The 22,494-nt window shown below is 66.8% G+C and carries 21 protein-coding genes; 7 read left to right on the top strand and 14 right to left on the bottom strand.

Annotated elements, in window-relative coordinates:
* Window positions 1-150 precede the first annotated feature (150 nt).
* The 3 genes from ASC46_RS04860 to ASC46_RS04850 form a co-directional block, all read right to left on the bottom strand.
* Window positions 151-1,668: a sugar ABC transporter ATP-binding protein gene (locus tag ASC46_RS04860; RefSeq protein WP_055458172.1), complete on the bottom strand. Its 1,518-nt coding sequence runs from the start codon at window positions 1,666-1,668 to the stop codon at window positions 151-153.
* 132 nt (window positions 1,669-1,800) lie between these two features.
* Window positions 1,801-2,796 (bottom strand): rhamnose ABC transporter substrate-binding protein, encoded by a 996-nt coding sequence (gene rhaS, locus ASC46_RS04855; protein WP_055458171.1) that lies wholly within the window; start codon window positions 2,794-2,796, stop codon window positions 1,801-1,803.
* 38 nt (window positions 2,797-2,834) lie between these two features.
* Complete coding sequence (locus ASC46_RS04850) at window positions 2,835-3,647, bottom strand: DeoR/GlpR family DNA-binding transcription regulator (RefSeq protein WP_019404178.1); 813 nt, start codon at window positions 3,645-3,647, stop codon at window positions 2,835-2,837.
* A gap of 254 nt (window positions 3,648-3,901) precedes the next feature.
* On the opposite strand from ASC46_RS04850, the gene ASC46_RS04845 reads away from it, so the two are divergent.
* The 3 genes from ASC46_RS04845 to yghX all read left to right on the top strand — a co-directional run bounded on the left by ASC46_RS04845 (window position 3,902) and on the right by yghX (window position 8,535).
* On the top strand, window positions 3,902-5,998 hold the full coding sequence (locus ASC46_RS04845; protein WP_055458475.1) for a bifunctional rhamnulose-1-phosphate aldolase/short-chain dehydrogenase: 2,097 nt from the start codon (window positions 3,902-3,904) through the stop codon (window positions 5,996-5,998).
* A gap of 133 nt (window positions 5,999-6,131) precedes the next feature.
* Window positions 6,132-7,427: an L-rhamnose catabolism isomerase gene (gene rhaI / locus ASC46_RS04840; protein WP_055458170.1), complete on the top strand. Its 1,296-nt coding sequence runs from the start codon at window positions 6,132-6,134 to the stop codon at window positions 7,425-7,427.
* 223 nt (window positions 7,428-7,650) lie between these two features.
* Window positions 7,651-8,535 (top strand): YghX family hydrolase, encoded by an 885-nt coding sequence (gene yghX / locus ASC46_RS04835; RefSeq protein WP_425349085.1) that lies wholly within the window; start codon window positions 7,651-7,653, stop codon window positions 8,533-8,535.
* Window positions 8,536-8,633: 98 nt separating this feature from the next.
* On the opposite strand, the gene hmgA is transcribed toward yghX, so the two are convergent.
* Window positions 8,634-10,001, bottom strand: a complete 1,368-nt coding sequence (gene hmgA / locus ASC46_RS04830; protein WP_055458168.1) for a homogentisate 1,2-dioxygenase — start codon at window positions 9,999-10,001, stop codon at window positions 8,634-8,636.
* Window positions 10,002-10,151: 150 nt separating this feature from the next.
* Here hmgA and ASC46_RS04825 point away from each other — a divergent pair, with 150 nt between their 5' ends.
* A complete protein-coding gene (locus ASC46_RS04825; protein ID WP_055458167.1) occupies window positions 10,152-10,577 on the top strand; it encodes a MarR family winged helix-turn-helix transcriptional regulator in 426 nt (141 codons plus the stop codon).
* A gap of 2 nt (window positions 10,578-10,579) precedes the next feature.
* Here ASC46_RS04825 and ASC46_RS04820 read toward each other — a convergent pair whose 3' ends face one another.
* The 7 genes from ASC46_RS04820 to ASC46_RS04790 form a co-directional block, all read right to left on the bottom strand.
* The gene (locus tag ASC46_RS04820) at window positions 10,580-11,071 is read right to left on the bottom strand and encodes a MarR family winged helix-turn-helix transcriptional regulator (protein WP_055458166.1); all 492 of its coding nucleotides are present in this window, start codon (window positions 11,069-11,071) and stop codon (window positions 10,580-10,582) included.
* 80 nt (window positions 11,072-11,151) lie between these two features.
* The gene (locus tag ASC46_RS04815) at window positions 11,152-12,462 is read right to left on the bottom strand and encodes a TRAP transporter large permease (protein WP_055458165.1); all 1,311 of its coding nucleotides are present in this window, start codon (window positions 12,460-12,462) and stop codon (window positions 11,152-11,154) included.
* Complete coding sequence (locus ASC46_RS04810; protein ID WP_245280468.1) at window positions 12,459-12,974, bottom strand: TRAP transporter small permease; 516 nt, start codon at window positions 12,972-12,974, stop codon at window positions 12,459-12,461. Before ASC46_RS04810 ends, ASC46_RS04815 begins: the two co-directional genes overlap by 4 nt.
* Complete coding sequence (locus ASC46_RS04805; protein WP_055458163.1) at window positions 12,971-13,975, bottom strand: TRAP transporter substrate-binding protein; 1,005 nt, start codon at window positions 13,973-13,975, stop codon at window positions 12,971-12,973. The genes ASC46_RS04810 and ASC46_RS04805 overlap by 4 nt, the downstream gene beginning before the upstream one ends.
* Window positions 13,972-14,649 carry a maleylacetoacetate isomerase gene (gene maiA / locus ASC46_RS04800; protein ID WP_055458162.1) on the bottom strand — a complete coding sequence of 226 codons (678 nt, stop codon included), beginning with the start codon at window positions 14,647-14,649 and terminating at the stop codon, window positions 13,972-13,974. Before maiA ends, ASC46_RS04805 begins: the two co-directional genes overlap by 4 nt.
* Window positions 14,650-14,654: 5 nt before the next feature.
* A complete protein-coding gene (gene fahA, locus ASC46_RS04795; RefSeq protein WP_055458161.1) occupies window positions 14,655-15,866 on the bottom strand; it encodes a fumarylacetoacetase in 1,212 nt (403 codons plus the stop codon).
* Window positions 15,867-16,067: 201 nt separating this feature from the next.
* Window positions 16,068-16,805, bottom strand: coding sequence for a LuxR C-terminal-related transcriptional regulator (locus ASC46_RS04790; protein ID WP_055458160.1), 738 nt, complete (start codon window positions 16,803-16,805; stop codon window positions 16,068-16,070).
* Window positions 16,806-16,939: 134 nt separating this feature from the next.
* Here ASC46_RS04790 and ASC46_RS04785 point away from each other — a divergent pair, with 134 nt between their 5' ends.
* From ASC46_RS04785 to ASC46_RS04775, 3 genes are read left to right on the top strand one after another with little or no spacing between them, the layout of a single operon-like run.
* Entirely contained in the window at window positions 16,940-17,899 is a 960-nt protein-coding gene (locus ASC46_RS04785) for an MBL fold metallo-hydrolase (protein ID WP_055458474.1), read from the top strand.
* A gap of 20 nt (window positions 17,900-17,919) precedes the next feature.
* Window positions 17,920-19,521 (top strand): FAD-dependent oxidoreductase, encoded by a 1,602-nt coding sequence (locus ASC46_RS04780; RefSeq protein WP_055458159.1) that lies wholly within the window; start codon window positions 17,920-17,922, stop codon window positions 19,519-19,521.
* Window positions 19,509-19,721: a DUF2783 domain-containing protein gene (locus ASC46_RS04775; protein ID WP_055458158.1), complete on the top strand. Its 213-nt coding sequence runs from the start codon at window positions 19,509-19,511 to the stop codon at window positions 19,719-19,721. The genes ASC46_RS04780 and ASC46_RS04775 overlap by 13 nt, the downstream gene beginning before the upstream one ends.
* A 225-nt stretch (window positions 19,722-19,946) precedes the next feature.
* Here ASC46_RS04775 and ASC46_RS04770 read toward each other — a convergent pair whose 3' ends face one another.
* The 3 genes from ASC46_RS04770 to ASC46_RS04760 all read right to left on the bottom strand — a co-directional run bounded on the left by ASC46_RS04770 (window position 19,947) and on the right by ASC46_RS04760 (window position 22,412).
* The gene (locus tag ASC46_RS04770) at window positions 19,947-21,023 is read right to left on the bottom strand and encodes a DNA topoisomerase IB (protein ID WP_055458157.1); all 1,077 of its coding nucleotides are present in this window, start codon (window positions 21,021-21,023) and stop codon (window positions 19,947-19,949) included.
* A gap of 68 nt (window positions 21,024-21,091) precedes the next feature.
* Window positions 21,092-21,799 (bottom strand): BON domain-containing protein, encoded by a 708-nt coding sequence (locus tag ASC46_RS20745; RefSeq protein WP_082464700.1) that lies wholly within the window; start codon window positions 21,797-21,799, stop codon window positions 21,092-21,094.
* A 337-nt stretch (window positions 21,800-22,136) separates the two neighbouring features.
* Window positions 22,137-22,412, bottom strand: coding sequence for a hypothetical protein (locus tag ASC46_RS04760; RefSeq protein ID WP_055458156.1), 276 nt, complete (start codon window positions 22,410-22,412; stop codon window positions 22,137-22,139).
* Window positions 22,413-22,494: the final 82 nt, after the last annotated feature.

Here is a 22,494-nt window from a genome sequence, read left to right as displayed (position 1 = left end):
AAGCTGCGGCTCTCGTCATGGCCGCGCGTGTCGCGGCCGTCCACGCCGTTGATGTCGCGTGGCCCGGCGAGCCGTGGATGCCCGCGACGAGCGCGGGCATGACGCCTGAGAGGTACCGGCCGGTGCTTTGGGATCATGGCTGTCTCGCCCTCACGCATTACCCGTTGCCGCGCGCACCAGGGTCTCGGCGTCGAGCCCGTCACGCTCCCAGATGCCTGCCAGGCGGCCCTCGCGCATCACCATCACGCGGTCCGACATGCCGAGGATCTCGGGCAGTTCCGACGAGACCATGATGACCGACAGGCCCTCGGCTGCGAGCTCGCTCATGAAGGCGTGCACGGCGGCCTTGGAGCCGATGTCGATGCCCTTCGTCGGCTCGTCGAGGATGATGACCTTCGGCAATGTCGCCAGCCATTTGGCGATGACGACCTTCTGCTGGTTGCCGCCCGACAGCGTGCCGACCGGCACGGATAGAGCTGCCGCGCGCAGGTCGAGCCGCTCGGCATAGCGGCGGGCGAGCGTGAATTCCTCCGCAAGGCGCAGGAAGCCCGCCCGCGTGGTGCGGCCGAGCACGGCCATGGAAACGTTCTGGAAGATCGGCATCGGCAGCACGGCCCCGTGCCGCCCGCGCTCCTCCGGCACATAGACGATGCCGGCGGCGATCGCATCCTGCGGCGAGCGGATGGCGAGGGCCTTGCCCTCCAGCGTGAGGCGCCCGGCGCTCGGGCGGGTGATGCCGAACAGCGCCTGGCAGAATTCGGAGCGCCCGGCGCCGACGAGGCCGTAGAGGCCGAGGATCTCGCCGCGCCTCAGCGTGAAGGAGATGTCGGCGAATTCGGTGGGGTGCGAATAGCCGGCAACCTCGAGCACCGGCCCGCCGATGGCGACCTCCGCCTTCGGGAAGACGTGCTCGACCGAACGGCCGACCATCATGCGCACGATCTCGTCCTGCCCCGTCTCGGCGAGACGCCCTGCCCCGACCGAGCGGCCGTCGCGGAAGACCACGAAGCGCTCCGCGATCTCATAGATCTCCTCGAACTTGTGGCTGATGAAGAGGATCGCCTTTCCCTGCCCCTTCAGCCGCTCGATGATGCGGAAGAGGTCCTCCACCTCCTTGTGGGAGAGCGCCGCCGTCGGCTCGTCCATGATGACGACACGCGCCTCGACGGAGAGCGCCCGCGCGATGGCGACGAGATGGCGCTGGGCAATGGAAAGATCCTTCAGCCGCGCATAGGGGCTGATCGGCGCATCGATGGCGTGCAGCAGCGCCCCGGCACGCGCCCGCATCGCCGCCCAGTCGACGAGGCCGAGCCGTGACTTCGGCGCATGGCCGAGAAAGATGTTCTCGGCCACCGTCAGTTCGTCGAACAGCACCGTCTCCTGGTGGATGGCGGTGATGCCCGCGCGCATCGCCGCCTGGGCATCGGCAAAACGGACCGGCGCCCCGTCGACGAGAATGTCGCCGGCGTCCGGCTGGTAGATGCCGGTGAGAACCTTGACCAGCGTCGACTTGCCGGCGCCGTTCTCCCCGATGAGCGCGGTGACGGTGCCGGCGTAAAGAGCGACATCGACCCCGTCGAGCGCCTTGACGCCCGGGAAGGACTTCGAGATGCCACGCATCTCCAGGAGGGGATGGGCCGGCTCGGCGACCGCTTCAACGACCGACATGGACAGTCCTGCCGCGTAATGCGTGATCAGAGGAGCAAATGGAGCGCCGGTGGCTAGCTCCCTCTCCCCGCGTGCGGGGAGAGGGCTCCGGCCGGCTACGGCTTCGGCCGCCGGAGCCTCAGCCCCGCCCGATCAGAAGATCTTGGCGAACTCGTCGACGTTGCTCTTGTCGTAGACGAAGGGATCGGCCATGGCGGCCTCGCCGTCGGCGCCGATCTTGATCTTGCCCATGCGGCTGGCGTCGATCTCGGAGCCCGGCTTGCCGTCGCTCTCCTTCTTCACGAGGCGGTAGGCGATCTGCGTCGCCGAATAGCCGAGGTCGATCGGGTTCCAGATGGCGAATTCCTTCGTCGCGCCGGAATGCACAGCGCCCGCCATCTCCGACGGCAGGCCGAGGCCGGTGACGAAGACCTCGCCGATCTTGCCCGCATCCTTCACCGCCTGCGAGGCGGCGAGCACGCCGACCGTCGTCGGGGCGACGATGACCTTGACGTTGGGATGGGTGGAGAGGAGGCCCTGCGCCTCGCGGTAGCTCTTGTCGGCGAGGTCGTCGCCATAGACCGTGGTGACGAGGTTGAGGCCCGGATATTTCGGCAGCTGCTTCTTCATCTCGGCGATCCAGGTGTTCTGGTTCGTCGAGGTGGTGGTGGCCGAGAGAATGGCGAAGTCGCCCTTGCCGTCCGGCAGGTGCGCGGCGGCGAGCTTCAGGCACATGTTGCCGATGAGCTCGTTGGAGGACGGATTGAGGTGCAGGATGCGCCCGTCCTTGCCGACCGCCGAATCCCAGGAGATGACCTTGATGCCGCGCTGCATCGCCTTCTTCAGCGCCGGCACGACCGCGTCGGGGTCGTTGGCCGAGACGGCGATGGCATCGACCTTCTGGGCGATGAGGGCATTGATCACCTCGATCTGGCCCTCGGCCGTCGTGCTCGTCGGCCCGGTGTAGATCACCTCGACGTCGCCGAGCTCCTTGGCCGCTTCCTGCGCGCCCTTGTTGGCGGCCTCGAAGAAGCCGTTGCCGAGGGACTTGACCACGAGGCCGATCTTGACCGTCTCGGCGCTGGCCGCACCCGTGACGAGGGCGAGCCCGAGCGCCGTGCCGAGGGCGAGTCTGGCGAACAATTTCATCGTTTTCCTCCCAATTGGCTCTTGTTGTTTCGCCGGCGTCACGCCGCCGACGAGGGTTCCACCGCCTGTTCCGCCGCCGTCGTTGCGGCGACGATGAGCCTGATGCCCGCATCCTCGATCATGGCGCGGGCGGCATCCGGGATGCCGTCGTCTGTGATCAGCGTCGAGACGCGCTCGAGCGGGCAAAGAATGAGACTGGAGCGGCGCGAGAACTTGCTCGAATCGACCATCAGCACCAGTTCGTCCGCCTGGTTGATCAGCTTCTGCTCCGCCTGGATGATGAGCGCGTCCCGCTCCATCACGCCGATTGGCCCGACGCCCTGCGCGCCCATGAACATGCGCCGGGCGTAGAAGTTGCGCGTCACGTCATTGTCGAAGGGCGACAGGATGATGCTCTGGTCGCGGTAGATCGCCCCGCCCGGCAAGGTCACCTGGTTCTTCGAGTGCTTCACCAGATGCTCCGCGATAGCGAAGGAATTGGTGAAGACCTGCAGGCGCCGGCTCGTCAGATAATGCACCATCTGGAAGGTGGTGGTGCCGCCATTGAGGATGATGGGGTCGCCGTCCGTGCACAGGGCCACGGCCTCGCGGGCAATCGCCCGCTTCTGCGCCAGGTGCTCGCCCTCGGACACGCGGAAGGGCTTGGCAGCGAGGCTGCCGATATGCGCCGGATTGAGCGCCTCCGCCCCGCCGCGCACGCGCCTCAAGCGGCCCTGCACATGCAGCGCCGCGATGTCGCGGCGGATCGTTGCCTCCGAAGCGGAGGTGAGCTCGACGAGATCCTGAATGGTCGCCACCGGCTTCTCCTGAACCGCGCTCAGAATGATCCGGTGCCTCTCACGTTCGTGCATGGTGCCTCATGGATCTGCGCGGAAAGAGGGATGAGAACGGTCGAAGACCATTCAGCTTCGCGCAAGCCGGAGGCAAGGCTTGACCATTTTCGAGCCATCGTCAATCACAATCGATCTTGCTGCGTTGCAATATGATTGATTATGATCGTTCATGATCAAATCTGGTTGACAAGGCCGGAGGGCCTGTCGATGCTTCCGCCCGAATTCTGAGGCCGTTCGCCATCCCCGAGAAGGCACGAGGGACCCCCGTGGACATCGCACCGAAAACGAAGCTGCTGGACAATCTCTGGGACGATAGCGCGGCGGCCGGCCTCGACGAGCCGGGGCTGCTGCTCTACCGCTCCAACCTGCTCGGCGCCGACAAGCGGATCACCAACTACGGCGGCGGCAACACCTCGGCCAAGGTGATGGAGACGGACCCGCTGACGGGCGAAAAGGTCGAGGTACTGTGGGTCAAGGGGTCCGGCGGCGACGTCGGCACCATGAAGCGCGATGGCTTCGCCACGCTTTATCTCGACAAGCTCACGGCGCTGAAGAGCCTCTACAGAGGCATCGAGGACGAGGACCGCATGGTCGGCCTCCTGCCGCACGCCACCTTCAACCTCAACCCGCGCGCCGCCTCCATCGACACGCCGCTGCACGGCTTCCTGCCCTATCGGCACGTCGACCACATGCACCCGGACGCGATCATCGCCATCGCCGCATCGAAGGACTCGCGCGTCCTGACGCGGGAAATCTTCGGCGACGAGATTGGCTGGTTGCCGTGGCGGCGCCCAGGCTTCCAGCTCGGCCTCGATCTCGAAGCCTTCGCCCGCGCCAACCCGCGCGCCAAAGGCGTCGTGCTCGAAAGCCACGGCCTCTTCACCTGGGCGGACACGGCGAAGGACGTCTACGAACTGACGCTCAGCGTCATCAACAAGGCCATCGCCTGGTTCGCCGAGAGGACGGCAGACCGGCCCGCCTTCGGCGGCGCGGTTACGACGAGCCTGCCGCCGGCCGAGCGGCGGGCGATCGCGGCGCGGCTGATGCCCGAGATCCGCGGGCGCATCGGCAAGGGGGAGCGCAAGCTCGGCCATTTCGACGATCAGGAGGCGGTGCTCGACTTCGTCAATTCCGCCGCCCTGAAGCCCCTCGCCGCGCTCGGCACGAGCTGCCCGGACCATTTTTTGCGCACCAAGATCCGCCCGCTGGTGCTCGATTTCGATCCGCGGGCGCCCGACATCGACGCCGTCGTCGCCAAGCTCGACGCCGCGCTCGAGGCCTATCGCGCCGACTACACGCGCTATTACGAGGCCTGCAAGCGGCCGGACAGCCCGAAGGTGCGCGATCCCAACCCGGTGGTCTTCCTCGTGCCCGGCGTCGGCATGCTGTCCTTCGCGCGCGACAAGGCGACCGCCCGCATCGCCGGCGAGTTCTACGTCAACGCCATCAATGTCATGCGCGGCGCCTCGGCCGTGTCCGAATACCGGGGCCTGCCGGAGCAGGAGGCCTTCGACATCGAATACTGGCTGCTGGAGGAAGCGAAGCTCCAGCGCATGCCCAAGCCCAGGAGCCTCGCCGGCCGCGTCGCCTTCATCACCGGCGGCGCCGGCGGCATCGGCCGCGCCACGGCCGAGCGCCTCGCCGGCGAAGGCGCCTCGATCGTGCTCGCGGATATCGACGCGGCAGGTCTGAACGCGACGGTCGAGGAGTTTGCCGGCCGCTTCAGCCGCGATGCCGTGCGCGGCGTGACGCTGGACGTCACCCGCGAGGAGGAGGTGATCGCCGCCTTCCGCAGCGCCTGCATCGAATTCGGTGGCGTCGACATCCTCGTCTCGAATGCCGGCATCGCCTCCTCCGCCCCGGTGGAGGAGACGGACCTTGCCATGTGGAACCGCAACATCGACATCCTGGCGACGGGCTATTTCCTCGTCTCGCGCGAAGCCTTCCGCCTCTTCCGCCGCCAGGGGCTCGGCGGCACCGTCGTCTTCGTCTCGTCGAAGAACGGCCTCGCCTCCTCGCCCAATGCTGCGGCCTATTGCACGGCGAAGGCGGCCGAGATCCACCTTGCCCGCTGCCTGGCGCTGGAAGGGGCCGAAGCCGGCATCCGGGTCAATACGGTCAATCCGGATGCGGTGCTGCGCGGCTCCAAGATCTGGTCGGGCGAATGGCGCGAGCAGCGCGCCGCCTCCTCCAACCTCGCCGTGGATGAACTGGAGGAGCACTATCGCAAGCGCTCGCTCCTGAAGCTCAACGTCTTTCCCGAGGATATCGCCGAGGCGATCTACTTCCTCGCCTCGGACGCCTCGGCGAAGTCGACCGGCAACATCATCAACGTGGATGCGGGCAACGCGACCTCATTCACGCGGTGAGAAAACGGTTGGGAGCGTTAGCCCCAAAACGCAGACGCCGTAACTCCCTCTCCCTGCCTGGGCGGACAGGGAGTGGCGGCGATCTGGCCAAGTTGCCACCCTTTAAGACACCAAAGGCACGCGGGAGCACATCATGACGGAACAGCGCATCGCGGCCGACGTGGTCGCCGCCGACAACGACAGACGCGCCGCTGCGCTGAACGCCGATTACGCGACGCTCGGCGAGAAGCTCGACCGCGACGGCATCGACATCGAGGTCATCACGCAGAAGGTCGCCAGCTTCCACGTCGCCGTGCCCTCCTGGGGCGTCGGCACCGGCGGCACGCGCTTTGCACGTTTTCCCGCTCCGGGCGAGCCGCATGACATCTTCGACAAGCTCGACGATTGCGCCGTCATTCATCAGCTGACCCGTGCCACGCCCACGGTCTCCCTGCACATCCCGTGGGACAAGGTGGACGATCCGCGCCGCCTCAAGGCCCATGCGGATGCCCTTGGACTCGGCTTCGACGCCATGAATTCCAATACCTTCTCCGACGCGCCGGGACAGGAGAAGAGCTACAAGTTCGGCTCCCTCAGCCACACCGACGCGGCGACACGCCGGCAGGCGGTCGAACACAACATCGAATGTATCGAAATCGGCCGTGCGCTCGGCTCCAAGGCTCTGACGGTGTGGATCGGCGACGGGTCGAACTTCCCGGGCCAGTCGCATTTCACCCGGAGCTTCGAACGCTATCTCGATTCCATGAAAGCCATCTATCAGCATCTGCCCGCGAACTGGCGTCTGTTCACCGAACACAAGATGTACGAGCCGGCCTTCTATTCGACGGTCGTGCAGGACTGGGGCACCAACTATCTCATCGCCACCGAGCTCGGGGAGAAGGCCTTCTGCCTCGTCGACCTCGGCCACCATGCGCCGAACGTCAACATCGAGATGATCGTCGCCCGCCTCATCCAGTTCGGGAAGCTGGGTGGTTTCCACTTCAACGATTCGAAATACGGCGACGACGACCTCGACACCGGATCCGTCGACCCGTTCCGGCTCTTCCTCGTCTTCAACGAGCTGGTCGATGCGGAGGAGCGGCGCTCCGAAGGCTTCGCCCCGGCGCATATGATCGACCAGTCGCACAATGTCACCGATCCGGTGGAAAGTCTGATGCGCAGCGCCAATGAGATCCGGCGCGCTTATGCCCAGGCGCTGATCGTCGACCGGGCGGCGCTTGATACATTCCAGGAGGACAACGACGCGCTCATGGCGTCCGAGACGCTGAAGGCCGCCTTCCGCACCGATGTCGAGCCTATCCTGGCCCAGGCACGGTTGAGGACCGGCGGCGCCATCGATCCGATCGCCGCCTATCGAGCGAGCGGCTATCGCCGCAAGGTGGCTGAACAGCGCCCGGCCATCGCGTCGGGCGGCGGCGGCATCGTCTGACCGCGGGATCGCCGGGCGCGTCCCGTCAGGACGGAGGGCCCGCGGTCACGGCCCATGAGCTTCCGCGGCCTTGACGCCGGTGACACTGCTGCCGCTCATTTCGCCGGCCTTCTATCATCGCAGGCCTTCATGCCGGTGGGCAGCCGTGACGATAGCGCAAGCGTGACCTCCCGCTTGTCCGGAACGCTCTATCATGCGCCGGCAATTTCAGGGAGGCACGACGGTGAGACTGACAGCCAAAGACTTTCCGCAGGAACTGCTCGAGCTCTACGACTTCTATGCTCACGGGCGGATCACCAAGCGCGAATTCCTCGACAGGGCGGGCAAGTTTGCGGTCGGGGGAATGACGGCCGCGACGCTTCTTGCCATGCTCAGCCCGGACTATGCCCTGGCCCAGCAGGTGGCCTTCACCGATCCCGACATCGTCGCGGAATATATCACCTATCCCTCCCCCAACGGGCACGGAGAGGTACGCGGCTATCTGGTGCGGCCGTCAAAGGCCACGGGCCCAGTGCCGGGGGTGGTCGTGGTACACGAGAATCGCGGCCTCAATCCCTATATCGAGGATGTTGCCCGCCGGCTGGCCAAGGCGGGGTTCGTGGCGCTCGCGCCCGATGGGCTGACGTCAGTCGGCGGCTATCCCGGCAACGACGAGAAGGGGCGCGAACTGCAACGTCAGGTCGACCCGACGAAGCTGATGAACGACTTCTTCGCGGCGATCGAATTTCTGGACGACCATGAACTGACCACCGGCAAGATCGGCATCGTCGGCTTCTGCTACGGAGGCGGCGTGTCGAATGCGGCCGCCGTGGCCTATCCAGAACTCGCGGCGGCGGTCCCCTTCTATGGGCGGCAGGCGCCGGTGGAGGATGTACCCAGGATCAAGGCGCCGCTCCTGCTGCACTTCGCCGAGCACGACGACAATGTCAACGCCGGCTGGCCGGCCTACGAGGCGGCGCTGAAGCAGCACGGCAAGATCTATGAGGCACATGTCTATCCGGGCACGAACCACGGATTCCACAACGATTCGACACCACGCTACGACGAAGCGGCGGCCAAGCTGGCGTGGGAACGCACCATCGACTGGTTCAACCGTCACCTGAACTGAGCCCCGCCCCGGCGCACGTCTTTCGGCTCGGCGCCGGGTGCTGATCCCGGCTTCAAGAGATCATTGGCGGCGACGAGAGTAGAGTGATCCGCTCGCCGTCACTTCACGCCTGGCGTGCCGTCGAACTTCTTCTCGAGCTGCTGCCAGACCTCGATGTAGTCCTGCTGCATCGGGGCCTCCTTCGCGGCGAATTCCGTCAGATGCTGCGGAAAGCGGGTCTCGAACATGAAGCTCATGGTCTCGTCCAGCTTCTCGGGCTTCAATTCGGCATTGGTGGCCCCCTCGAACGCGTTGCGATCCGGCCCGTGCGGCAGCATGCAGTTGTGCAGACTCATGCCGCCCGGCGCGAAGCCCTGTGGCTTGGCGTCGTAGATGCCGTAGATGTTGCCCATCAGCTCGGACATGATGTTCTTGTGATACCAGGGCGGGCGGAAGCTGTGCTCGGCCACCATCCAGCGCTCGCGGAACAGCACGAAGTCGATGTTGGCCGTCCCCTCCTGCCCCGAAGGCGCCGTGAGTACCGTGAAAATCGACGGGTCCGGATGGTCGAACAGGATGGCGCCGACCGGGCTGTAGGTGCGCAGGTCGTATTTGCAGGGGCAGTAGTTGCCGTGCCAGGCGACTACATCGAGCGGTGAATGGTCGATCCAGGTCTCGTGGAAGCGCCCGCACCACTTGATGATGACCCGCGAGCGCGCCTCGCGGTCCTCGAAGGCCGCCACGGGCGTCTTGAAATCACGCGGGTTCGCCAGGCAGTTGGCGCCGATTGGGCCACGGTTCGGCAGGTCGAACTTCTGGCCGTAGTTCTCGCATACGAAGCCGCGCGCCGGCCCCTCCAGCACCTCGACGCGGTAGACGAGACCGCGCGGGATGATGGCGATCTCCTTGGGCTCGAGATCGATGACGCCCAGCTCGGTACAGAAGCGCAACCGGCCCTCCTGGGGCACCACCAGGAGCTCGCCGTCGGCCGAGAAGAAATATTCGTCCTCCATCGAGCGGGTGACGAGATAGATGTGGCTCGCCATGCCGACCTGGGTGTTCACGTCGCCCGCCGTCGTCATGGTGCGCATCCCGGTGATCCAGGTCAGGTCCTCGTCCGCCGCGGGCAGCGGCACCGGATCCCAGCGATACTGGCCAAGGCTGACGACGCCGGGCAGGATATTCGGCGCTGTCTTCCAGTAAGGCACCGAAATCTCGGCGAAGGCGCCGGTATGCCGGACGGAGGGGCGGATGCGATAGCACCAGGTTCGCTCGTTCTGGCCGCGCGGGGCGGTGAAGGCGGTGCCCGACAATTGCTCTGCATAGAGCCCGTAGTTGCATTTCTGCGGCGAGTTCTGCCCCTGTGGCAGCGCGCCCGGCAGCGCCTCGGTCTCGAAGTCGTTGCCGAAGCCGGGCATGTAGCCCTCGTGCGTGCCGGTGGTGATCGTTGCCCGGACCATGCCGCGCGGCAACTCATGCTTCGTCATCGTTTCTCTCCCAGCGCGATCCACGCTCGTTGCATTTACAACGGATTATCGTTGCTATTGCAACGATGTCAACTGCCCCTCCCGACCGGGCCGCCCTTTGTTGTCGCCGCAACAAATTTCCGCTCATATTCGGTGAAAGAGGAGCAGCGCATGTCGTTCGATCTGGAGGGATTTCTGCCCTATCGCCTGTCAGTCGCCGCGACCCTGGTCAGCCGTCGCTTCGCCGCGCTGTATGGCGCCGAAGCGGGGCTGACCATCCCGGAGTGGCGGGTGCTGGCACATCTCAACCGCTCGGGCGCGGTCAGCGTGCGCGACATCAATGTGCGGGTGAATCTCGACAAGTCGATCGTCAGCCGGGCCGCATCGCGCCTCGAACAGGCTGGGCTCGTACGCAAGGCCGGTCACTCAGGAGACCGGCGGCTGATCGCGCTGGAACTGACGCCGAAAGGGCAGGAGCTGATGGGCCGCCTCGGCCGTATCGCCGATGCCTTCCAGGCCGAACTCCTCGCCGAACTCGGCCCCGACGCGGCGGGGCTGGACAGAGCCCTCGACCGCCTGATCGCGCGAGGCGTCTGACCTCATTCCTTGCGGGGCGATGGCCCCGGGCGCGGGAAACTGGCACCGCGTCCCTTTTCGGGCTCCGTTACCGCGGCGATCGCCTGGTCCAATGCCGTGATGCCCCGCTCCAGCGCAGCGCGATCTTGAGCCGACATGGCGTTAAGGATTTCCTGCGCGCGGGCCTCGACGCCGCCGAAGGCCCGCTGGAACAGATCCCGCCCCACATCGGTGATGGCATAGTTTCGCAACCGCCGGTCCGATCCCAGCACTTCGCGCGTGATCAACCCCTTCTCTTCGAGCCGCGAAGCCGCGCGACTGACCTGCACCTTTCCGAGTGACGTGCGCTGCGACAGCTGTAGCGAATCGAGCACCCCGGCGTCCTCCAGGAGGAAGAGCAGGCGCCATTCCTCCCGGGAGAGCCCGTGCTCACGGCCGTAGACGGCGGCGAGCTGGCGCGAGAAGGCCTCGGCGACGACCGCAAGGCGATAGGGAAAGAAGAGCTCGATGCGCATGAGGACCGCCGGAAGAGACAGATAGTTCGGATGGTAGGGATGCTTGGCGCCTTGCCCGAAATCAACCGCCCTGCCCCGCGTCAGGTGACGAGATAGAGCGACAGCGCCGGCAGGCCGATGATCAGCGCCAGGCGGACGATGTCGGCCATCCAGAAGACGTAGACCCCGCGGAAGATGGTGCGTAGCGGCACGTCGGGCAGAACCGAGCGCAGCACGAATACATTCATGCCGATCGGGGGCGTGATCAGGCTGATCTCGGTCACCACGACGACAATGATGGCGAACCAGATGAGGACCGCTTCCCGATCCTGCAGGATGGCGAGCCCGAAATCGAGTTCCGAGACGAGCGGATAGAAGACTGGCACCGTCAGCAGGATCATCGACAGGCTTTCGAGAAAGCAGCCGAGGACGATGTAGATCAGCACGATTGCGAGAAGCACCGCCCATGGTGACAGGCCGAGATTTTCGACCATGGTCGAGAGGCTGTCGGGCAGGCCCGCAAAGGTCACGAAATTGCTGAAGATCTCGGCGCCGATGATGATGGCGAAGATCATCGCCGAGGCGGTGGCGCTGTCGAGGAAGGCGCGCCACAGCGCGGCACGGGCAAGGCCACCCGTTGCGAAGGCGATCGCCAGAGCGGCGGCAGCGCCCATGCCGGCCGCCTCGATGGGCGTGAAGAGCCCGCCATAGATGCCTGTCATGATGAAGGCGAAGAGCCCAAGCACCGCGGCCACGCTGACGGCGTCGCGCCGCGTCATCGGATGCACCTCGCGCACTGGCGGCGCCTGTTCCGGGTTGAGCCGCACCGCGACCATCACGGCGAGCAGGTAGCCGACGATGCCGACGATACCGGGGATGATGCCCGCGAGGAACAGCTTGCCGATATCGGCCTCGGTCAGGAGGCCGAAGATGATCAGCACGACCGAGGGCGGGATCAGGATGCCGAGCGTGCCGCCCGCGGCGATGGCACCGGTCGCCAGGCTGTCGGCATAGCCGAAGCGGCGCATCGACGGCATCGTCACCTTGGACATCGTCGCCGCTGTGGCGAGCGACGATCCGCACACCGCCGAAAAGCCGCCGCAGGACAGGACCGTGGCCATGGCGAGCCCGCCGCGCATCCGCCCGAAGACCCGGTCCGCGGCGGAGAACAGGCCCTGGGCGATGCCTGATCCGGCCAGCACGTTGCCCATGAAGATGAACAGCGGCACCACGGACAGCGAATAGTTGAGCCCGGTCTCGAAGACCGCGTTGCCCACCATGGCCCCCGCCGGGCCCCAGCCGCGCAGCAGCGCGAAGCCAACGCCGCCCACGATGGCCATCGCGAAGGCTATGGGGATGCGAGCGAAGACCATGACGAGCAGGATGGCGAAGGCGATCAGGGAAATGGTCATGGCTCCTCCCGCCGCAAGACCATGACGAGGGCCGAGACCGCGCAGCTCACCGCCGCCAGGAAGGCGAGCGGCGCCATCGGCACGGCAAGCGAGGCACTGCGTGTGCCCTCGCGCAGCTGATCCATGCCGATTGCAATCAGCCGCCAGGCGAAATAGGCGAGCACCACCGCCGCGACGAGGCCGGCGAGCCGGCCCAGCAGGCGCTGGAAACCGCGCGGGACGAGATGCAGCGCAAGGTCCACTTCGACGTGGCCGCCGTCGGCACTTGTCAGCGGCAGCGCCATGAAGACGAGCGCCGCGAGCAGCATCTGCGTCAGTTCATAGGCACCGCCGAAGGGCCGGTTCAGCAGATAGCGGCCGACAACATCGATACAGGTGACGCCGATCAGCATCAGGATCAGCAGGGCCGCGATGCCTGCGAGCAGACGGTACCAGCCCGCCTGCCGATGCTGGCTCCGCCCCGGGATCATGTCCGGGGGCGGATCGTCGGCCATGGGGCCGGAACGGCTCATTCGCTTCCGACCCCGGTCATCTCGCGGAACTCGGCCAAGGCGGCGGCGCCGTCATAGTCGTTGCCGAGGCTGTCCGCCCACGCCTTTTCCAGCTTGGCGGCCGCCTCGCGCAGGGCCGCGACCACCTCGGGGCTGGCCTTGTAGAAGAGAACCTTGTCCCCGACCTTCTTTTCGGCCACGACGTCGGCATCGTTCCAAGCCCGACCGACGCGCTCGGCGAAGGCTTCACCGGAAATCGCATCGATGGCGGCGCGGTCCTTCTCCGACAGGCCGTTCCACTTGGCTTCGTTGATGACAAAGAACCAGGTGGTGTTGTAGATGCCGCCCGGCACGGTCATGGAATATTTGATGTAGTCGACGAGGTTGAACGCCGTCATCGCCTCGTAGGTGAAAGCCACCCCGTCGATCACGCCGCGCGACAGCTTCTCGTAGACCTCCGGCGAGGACATGAAGAGCGGTGTCGCCTTCAACGCCGAGACGAGATCGCCGACATAGCCGCCCGGCACACGCAGCTTCAGGCCGGCCATGTCCTCGGGCTTCTCGATCTTGCGCTTGTTGTTGTGCAGCAGGCCGGGGCCGTGCATGAAGAGGCCGAGGAGATGTGTGCCCTTGTGCTCGCTCGCCGCATCCAGCTTGCCGCCGTAGATCGTCCAGTAGGCCTTGGAATTGGCGATGGCGTCGTCGCCGAGGAAACTGAACTGCCCCAGGCGGGCGCGCTTGAAGCGGTCGTCCTCGGTAAAGGAATGCAGCCCGTAGGTGATGTCGGCGATGCCGTCGCGCGCCATGTCGAAATGCGCCGGCGGGCTGCCGAGCGGCTTACCCATGATCCGCACGCTCACGCGGCCCTCGGTGACCTTCTCCACCTCCTTGGCCCAGGGCTCGAAGGCATTCACGACGATGGGGTGCTTGGGCGGCAGCCACGATGACATGATGAGCTCTTCCGCCATCAGCGGTGCCGACGACAGGATGAGCCCGGTGAGAGCCAGCTTCAGCGATTTCATGGTTTCTCTCCCTGAATGCCCTTCGTCTCCCGCGAAGGGTCGAATTTGTCCGGATGGGCTTCGGCGAAGGCGGGCACGGTCTCGCAGGCGCGCGCCACGACCGAGACGCGCGGCAAATGGCCGAAAGCGACGCCCCAGCGCGCAGCGTTGTAGAGTTGCGGGATGAGCACGCAGTCGGCGAGGCCCGGCTGCTCGCCGTGACAGAAGCGGCCGGCGAAGCCCGGATGGTCAAGCATCTGCTCGAAGGCGGCGAGACCCTCGGCGATGTTGTCGCGGTTCCAGGCTGCCCGGGCCTCGCTCCCTGCCAGCCGCTCCACCCGCGCCAGCACGGCAAGGTTCGAAACCGGGTGGATCTCGCAAGCGATCGCCAGGGCCAGTGCCCGCACATGCGCGCGTGCGCCTGCGTCCCGCGGCAGCAGCGGCGGCTCGGGCCGGGTCTCCTCGAGATATTCGAGGATCGCCAGCGACTGTGTCAGCCGGAGGCCGTCGATCTCCAGCACGGGCACCAGCCCCTGCGGGTTCAGCGCCCGATGCGCTGCACCATGCTGCACCCCCGCGACCAGATCCACCGGTGCGCGTTCATAGGCGATGCCCTTGAGCGCGAGGGCGATTCGCACCCGGAAGGAGGCGGAAGAGCGCCAGTAGTCGTGCAGTAGCACCCGTGCGGCCGCCATCGCACTCACTCCTGCGCCGGCAGGATGCGCCCCGTGCAGGGGCCAAAACCGATGCGGTAGCCATCGCCCCGAGCATAGGCATAGAGCCCGATCTCGTCGCCATCCTCAATGAAGGTGCGCTCCTCGCCGTTGACAACGACAGGGTTCTTGCCGCCCTGCGTCATCTCCAGCAGCGCCCCTGTCTCGCCGAGGGTCGGCCCCGAGATCGTGCCGGAGCCGATGAGGTCGCCCACCCGCATCGGACAGCCCGATACCGTGTGATGCGCCAGTTGCTGGGCGCTCGAATAGTACATGACGTTGTAGTTCGTCCTTCCCATCGCCTGGCCATTCATGGTCCAGCCGACGATGAGGTCATAGAAGCCGGGGCGCTCCTCACGCAGATAGGGCAACAGCGGTGCAACCCGCTCGGCCCCCTGGCAGCGGAACGGCTCGAGCGCGGCCTGCGTCACCACCCATGCGCCGATGGTGGTCCCGAGCGCCTTCGACTGGAACGGGCCGAGGGGCTGGTATTCCCAGGCCTGGATGTCGCGGGCCGACCAGTCGTTCAGCAGCACATAGCCGAAGATCATCGCCTCGGCCTCCTCGACGCTGACACGCTCGCCCATGCGGCTGTCGGCGCCGACGATGGCGCCGAGCTCCAGCTCGAGGTCCAGCCGCCGGCAGCGGCTCCAGACCGGCCCGTCCTCTCCCCTGACCTGTCCCATCGGCCGCCGGATCGGCGTGCCCGAGACCACGACCGAGGACGCCCGCCCGTTGTAGCCGATTGGCATGTGCGTCCATTGCGGCGGCAGCGCATTCTCGGGCCCGCGGAACAGCACGCCCACGTTGAAGGCGTGGTTCTTCGAGGCATAGAAATCGGTGAACTCGGTCACCCGGATCGGCAGATGCATCCGCGCTGCCGCCATCGGCACGAGCGGCAGGCTCTCGTCGCCGCCTTCAGCGAGGAGCGCCGTCAGTCTGGCGCGCACCTCGTCCCACTTGCCGCGCCCCAGAGCGATGAACTCGTTCAACTGCGGCTGCGCAAAGGTGCCGCCGGCATCAACAAGACCCCGCGCCTCGCACGCCGCCATATCGACGATCATGTCGCCGATGGCGACACCGCAGCGCGGCGCCCCGCCCCGCGTGGAAAACACGCCATAGGGCAGGTTCTGGATGGGAAAATCGCAATCGTCCGCATTCGCTGCCGGCACCCAGCTGCGCAACGGCTTCCCGGCCATCGGCGTCGTATCTCCCTGGTGTGTCTGCGCTCGCAGGCACGCCTCGGCGGCGCGGCGGCAGATCGTCGTGGTGCGACTCTCCTACCTCACTTTTCGTTTCATTTGCAACAACACTCTTGCCGAGGCGCGGCGACAAGCGGCAACGATGGACCGGGCGAAAATGCACAACCACTTGAAAAACCGGGCGATCCGCGCCCGCCGTCACTCGATGACGGCGGCGAGCAGATCGTTCGCCTTCGATACGCCGAGCTTCTGATAGGCGCGCTGGCGATAGGTCAGCACCGTCCCGACCCCCAGCCCCAGTTCCTCGCCGATCTCACGCGCCGTCCGGCCGGCGAGCGTGCGGGCGCAGACCTCGCGCTCGCGCGGGGTCAGCCTGCGATGGGCTTCGGCCAGGCGGCGCTCCACCTGCTGCACGAGCGGAGCGCCCTCGGCACGCTGTCGCATCAGGCGCGTCAGTCCGGTGATGGCGACCTGCGCCAGCGCGCCGAGCTGCGCCATGTCCACCTCGGCCCCTGTCCGGCGCAGGTAGAAGTTCACCACGAGGCTGTGCGCGGGCGCGCGCCAGCCGAAGCAGATCTTCTCCGAGAAGCGCGGGCGCTCGAAACAGAGCCTGCGGTAGGTGCCGAGCGCGATCGCAGCGGCGGGAATGCGGCAGACGAAGCCGGTTCCCTGGCGTGCCGCGAGGCGCGCGGAAACGGCGGGGTCGCTGCGATGAAAGCGTCGCGCATAGGCCCCCGCCCGCTCGGGTGCTTCGGCCAGCTCGCTGGACAAGGCCAGCGTCTCGGGCGCACCCTCGCCGACGCGAAAGGCGAAGAGCTCCTCGATCCCGGCGACCGTGTGCGCGGCCTCGAGCAGGCGGTCCGAAAACACCGCCGGATCGCGCGTATCGAGCAAGGCCGCGGCGCGGTCCGGGTCGATCAAGCCGGCCGAAGACATGGGTCCCTTCTCTTCCCTCGCCGTCGCAAGGCGCCGGTCGCTGTCGTCAGACCTAATGACATACAGCCCGCGATCGTTTCATTAGAAATTATTTCGAAGACATTCCAGCCGGAAGCATGGAAGAGGAGACAACCATGGGCAAGCCGTTCGCATCCTCAGCCGACACCGCCCGCAAGACCGACACGCTCGAGATTCTCGCCGACGGCGTCTATGCGCTGACTGCCGAGGGCGATCCCAATGTCGGCGCCGTCGAGGGGGAGGATTTCGTCGTCGCCATCGAGTCGCGCGCCACGCCGGCGGCCTCGCGCGACTGGCTGAAGATCCTGCGCGAGCATACCGACAAGCCGGTCCGCTACCTCATCCTCACCCACTATCATGCCGTGCGTGTGCTGGGCGCCAGCGCCTTCGAAGCACAGGACATCATCATGTCCCGCGCCTCCCGCGATCTGGTGGCGGAGCGCGGCGAGGAGGACTGGAAGAGCGAGTTCGGCCGCATGCCGCGCCTCGCCAAGAATGCCGAAGAGGTGCCTGGCCTGACCTGGCCGACGATCACCTTCGAGAGCGAATACGACATCGAGCTCGGCGGCGGGCGCGGCCGGCTCGCGCTGCGCTTCCTGGGCCGCGGTCATACCGGCGGCGACATCACCGTATGGCACGATAAGACGCGCACGCTCTATGCGGGCGACCTCGTCGAAGCAAAGGCCGCGCTCTACACGGGCGATGCCTATCATTTCGACTGGGTCGGCAAGACGCTCGACAACGTCAAGGCCTACCGCGCCGAGAACCTGATCGGCGGGCGCGGCGCCGTGGCGCGCGGCGTCGCGGAGACCGATGCGGCGGTCGAACAGACCCGCAAGTTCCTGAACGGCATGATCGAGAACGTCGGGCGCGTCCACAAGGCGGGCGGCAGTTTGAAGGAAGCCTTCGAGGCCACCCGCGACGCCCTCGCGCCCGAATTCGGCTCGTGGCCGATCTTCGAACATTGCCTGCCCTTCGACGTGCAGCGCCTGTGGGACGAATACGACGGCATCGAGCATCCGCGCATCTGGACGGCCGAGCGCGATCGCGAGGTCTGGGCCAAGCTGCAGGGCTGACCGGTGGTCGGGAGGACATCATGGTGAATGCTCAGGGCATCCCCGTGTACAAGAAGATCGGCGCCACCCCTGCCCCCGCCGCACCAGAGGATCGCGCCCGCGTCGTGATCGTTGGGGCCGGGCCGGTGGGCCTTGCCATGGCGCTCGACCTCGGCCGCCGCGGCCATCCGGTGACGGTCGTGACCAAGCTGGACTACATCGCGCATTGCTCGAAAGCGATCTGCTTCTCAAAGCGCTCGCTGGACATTCTAGACCGCCTCGGCGTGGGCGACCCGGTCGTGGAAAAGGGCGTGACCTGGAATGTCGGCAAGGTCTTCTGGGGCGCGAACGATACCCCCGTCTACCAGTTCGACATGCTGCCGGTGAAGGACCAGAAGCGTCCCGGCTTCATCAATCTCCAGCAGTACTATCTCGAGGAATATCTGCTCGACGAGCTCAGCGCCTTGCCCAATGTCGAGATCCGCTGGGGCCACACGGTCGAGGGCGTTAAGCCCGCGAACGACGGTGTCGCGCTGGAGATCGCGACCGCCGACGGTCGCTACAGGCTCCGGACGGAATGGCTGATCGCCTGCGACGGCTCGCGCTCGACCGTGCGCGATCGGCTGGGGCTCGATTTCGAGGGGCGCGTCTTCGAGGACAACTTCCTGATCGCCGACATCCGCATGAAGAACCGCGAGATGCCTTGCGAGCGCTGGTTCTGGTTCGATCCGCCCTTCAACCCCGGCAAGTCGGCACTGATGCACCGCCAGCCCGACGACGTCTGGCGGCTCGACTTCCAGCTCGGCTGGAACATCGACCGCGAGGCGGCCATCCGCCCCGAGAACGTGGAGCCCTATATCCGCGCCATGCTCGGTGAGGACGTCGCCTTCGAGCGAGAATGGTACAGCGTCTACACCTTCCAGTGCCGCCGCATGGCACGCTTCGTCCACGGCCGGACCATCTTCGCCGGCGACGCAGCCCATCTCGTCTCGCCCTTCGGGGCCCGGGGCTGCAACGGCGGCTTCGCCGATATCGACAACCTCGGCTGGAAGCTCGATCTCGTCCTGCGCGGCAAGGCCGGCGAGGAACTGATCGAGACCTATAACGAGGAGGCGACCGTCACGGCGGACGAGAACATCCTGAACTCGACCCGATCGACCGATTTCCTGACGCCGAAATCGACGGCGAGCCGGGCGCTGCGCGATGCGGTGCTGGAACTGGCGCATGACCATGCCTTCGCCCGCCCCTTCGTGAACTCCGGCCGGCTGTCGACGCCGGTGAGCTATCCCGCAAGCCGGCTCTCGACCCAGGACGAGGACGACTGGCGAGGCGGCGTGCCCCCCGGCAGCCCGATGCTGGACGCCCCCCACGGCGACGGCTGGCTGCTAGATCAGCTGGGCGACGACTTTGTACTCCTGACCCGCGGCTGGCGGGGCGACGTACCGGCCGGGCTGCGGGTCGTGCCCGTCACCGGGATGGCCGCCGACCGCCTGTCGCTTGAGGAGGGAGCCGCCTGCCTGGTGCGTCCCGACCAGTATGTCGCGGCCCGCTGGAAACGGCCGGATGCGACGAAGATCGCAGCAGCACTCGCCCGCGCCATGGGTCGCGCGGCAGACATGGGACGAGAGACATGGCGCAACTGATCACCGCCCCCAACCTGTCCAACCCGGACGACATCTACGAACGGCTCGTGCGTCTGCACGATGGCTTGAGCGAGGCTGAAAGCCTGAAGACCTGGTCCCGCCTGGTCCTGGCGCTCATCAACCATATCGGCGATCCCGAGGTCATCGGCGAGGCCATTGCCATCAGCCGGCAGACTGGCCCTCAAAGCCGCCAGTCGTGAGGCCGACGCTTCCGCCCCAAGCGGCGTACCGGCACTTGCGACCCATGGAGCCGGCGTCTGCGCCGGGCAAGGTTCGTTTCACGCCAATGTCATTGGCGCCGTGGCACGTGATCGCGAAAGCGGCAACGCCGGCAGCCAGCGCGCAGGATGTGATCGCGCGTACCGCATTGCCGTGCCCGTCGTGCCGTTGGCGGGCCCCTCCTCATGTAGCTCGCTTGAGGCCGTCTATCCCTCTTGCCGATCGAGCCAGGCGAGGACCGCCGCCTCGTCGCGTGCCAACCCCGCGGGTGTGCGGCCGAGCCCGGCGCGCGCATTCGCGAGTTCCTCGGCGAGCCGGCCGTCCTCCCACGCGCTGATCAGCCCGGGATGGATGTAGCAGCGCCGGCAGATCGCCCGCGTGTTGCCGAGCTGGGCGGCCACGGCGTCGATCACCTCGTTGAGGCTCCGCGCCCTTTCACGTTTCGTTACCGGAAGCGGCGTCCCCGAGAGGAGGCGGGCAGCCAGCACCGTACCGCCCCATGTGCGGAACTGCTTGGAGCTGAAGGGCTCGCCGCCGCTCGCGGCGCGGATGTAGTCGTTCACGTCCTGAGAAGAGACCGGGCGACGGCTGCCGTCCTCGTCGCGATACTGGAAGAGATGCTGCCCCGGCAGGTCCTGGACGCTGCGGATCACCTTGGCGATGCGCCGGTCCTCGATCCCGAGATTCCATTCCTTGCCGGACTTGCCGCGGAAGGCGAAGCGCAGCGACGCGCCGCGCACCGCGACATGGCGCGCCCGCAGCGTGGTCAGGCCGAAGCTCTTGTTCTGGCGCCGATAGGTCTCGTTGCCGATCCTGATCATGGCGCGGTCGAGCAGCCATACGACCGCGGCCAGCACCCGCTCGCGCGGCACCCCCTTCAGCGCGAGGTCGCGCCGCACCCGCCGGCGCATCCGCGGCAGGGCGCGGGCGAAGGCGGCGAGCGTCGCGTATTTCACCTCGTCGCGGCAGGCTGTCCAGAGCGGATGATAGCGATATTGCTTGCGGCCGCGCTGGTCCCGCCCCGTCGCCTGGATATGGCCGCGGCCCGTCGGGGCGATCCACACGTCGGTCCATGCGGGCGGAATGGCGAGGCTACGGATGCGCGCCATCGTCGCCTCGTCCTCGACACGCCGGCCGGCGGCATCGACATAAAAGAAGCCGCGCCCGGCGCGCCTGCGCCGGATGCCCGGCTCCCCGTCGTTGATGTAGAGAAGATCGGCGGCCTCCGCGCTCGCAGGCGGATCGGGCGGGAGGACGGAAGCCGTTTGCGCATGGGCGAGCATGGCGTCTCACGAAAGCGCCGGCCGCGAGCCGGCCGGCGCAGGACGGCGGGCTGCCGATCCGGAAAGTGTCAGAAGGTCGTGTTCACGCCCGTGTCCGGGCCCGTCGCTCTGGCGTTCACCCTCAGATTGTTCTGGACATGGGTGACGCCCGACACGTCCTCGGCGATATCTTCGGCCCGCCGCTTGTCGTAACGGCTGTAGACCTCGCCGGAGAGGGTCACCTCATGCGATTCGACACTCACCTCGATGCCCGATGCATCGAGCGAGGGGTCGTCGCTCAAGCGGTCGCTCACATCCTCCTTGATGCGTTCGTCCGAGCGGGTGTAGCCCTTCGGGCCGTGACCGCGGTACTGGTCCTGCCGCCGCCGCCTCTCGGCCTCCTCGTCGCCGAACCAGGACGAGATCTCGTCACTCGCCTTGTCCCAGAAGTCGCGCTCCTCGGGCCGGCGGGCATGATAGTCGCGCGCGTAGTGTTCCCGTCCGCCGTAGGGCTGGCGCTGGCGGCGCCCGCCGGTGCCGTAGGTGCCCTCATAGAGGGCCGAATAGCGCCCGGCCCCGGTCGGGGCGAGGTCATAGCGCGGGTCGCGGCGCGGCCACTCGTTGTAGCCACGGCCGTAGCGGCGCTCGTAATAGTCCTCGTAGGGGTTGTTGCGGCGCACCTGCCGCGCCCATTCATCCTCGCTCATCGGCCCGTAGTCACGGTCGCGATAGCGCAGGTCGTCGGTTTCGAAATACTCCCGGTCGTCGCCGTACCAGGGGGATCGTTCTCTCGGCATTGTCCGTACCCTTCTTGGTCTCCTTGAGGTCCGGCACAGCCCGCTCTGCACGCTGTCGCGGGCCGCCACCGTGAATGCCCCCGAACCTTGACGGGGCCGGAAAGGTTCCGAAGCCCAGAGAGCCTGCCGCCGGGCGACCCGCAGAAATTTTTATGCGATTTTTAGTCGCGGAGCGGAACAATGCCCGTCATCGATCGTTGGTTGACGTCCAGCCGGCGGTGGTGCGTCGCCCCCATCCCCTTCCCCTGGTCTGCGATGTAGCGGACGCCGGCTGGGCCCCTTTTTCCGGCGCCTGCTGTCTCGAAGTACGGCGGTGCCGGCCTGAAGCGACACCCAATCACGCCCCGCCCACGGCCTGTCGCGGCTCCTCACCCGAGGGCCGCGACAGCATGATGAAGACGACCGCCGCGCCCGCGATCCCGGCCGCGACGATGATGGCGCGGCGGCTGTGCGGCTGCGGCGTCAACGTGCGACTCTCCGAGTGCACTTCCGCAGCCGTGGTGGGCGTTCCGGCCGCCTCGTCGTCGGTGCCGAGCGGCGCGGCTGCGGGGTCGGGAAAGGGCACCTTGTCCCCCGTCTTTCCGAGGTCGATGTAGCGCCGCAGACGCTCCACGGTCCCGGCGCTTCGGGCGGCAGCACCTGCGTCGGTCGTGCCCGTTTCATGGGACTCACCTTGCTTGCGGGCCGTTGCGAAA

Source organism: Chelatococcus sambhunathii (genome assembly GCF_001418005.1).
Taxonomy (GTDB): domain Bacteria; phylum Pseudomonadota; class Alphaproteobacteria; order Rhizobiales; family Beijerinckiaceae; genus Chelatococcus_A; species Chelatococcus_A sambhunathii.
This window is presented reverse-complemented; position numbering and strand designations above follow the sequence as displayed.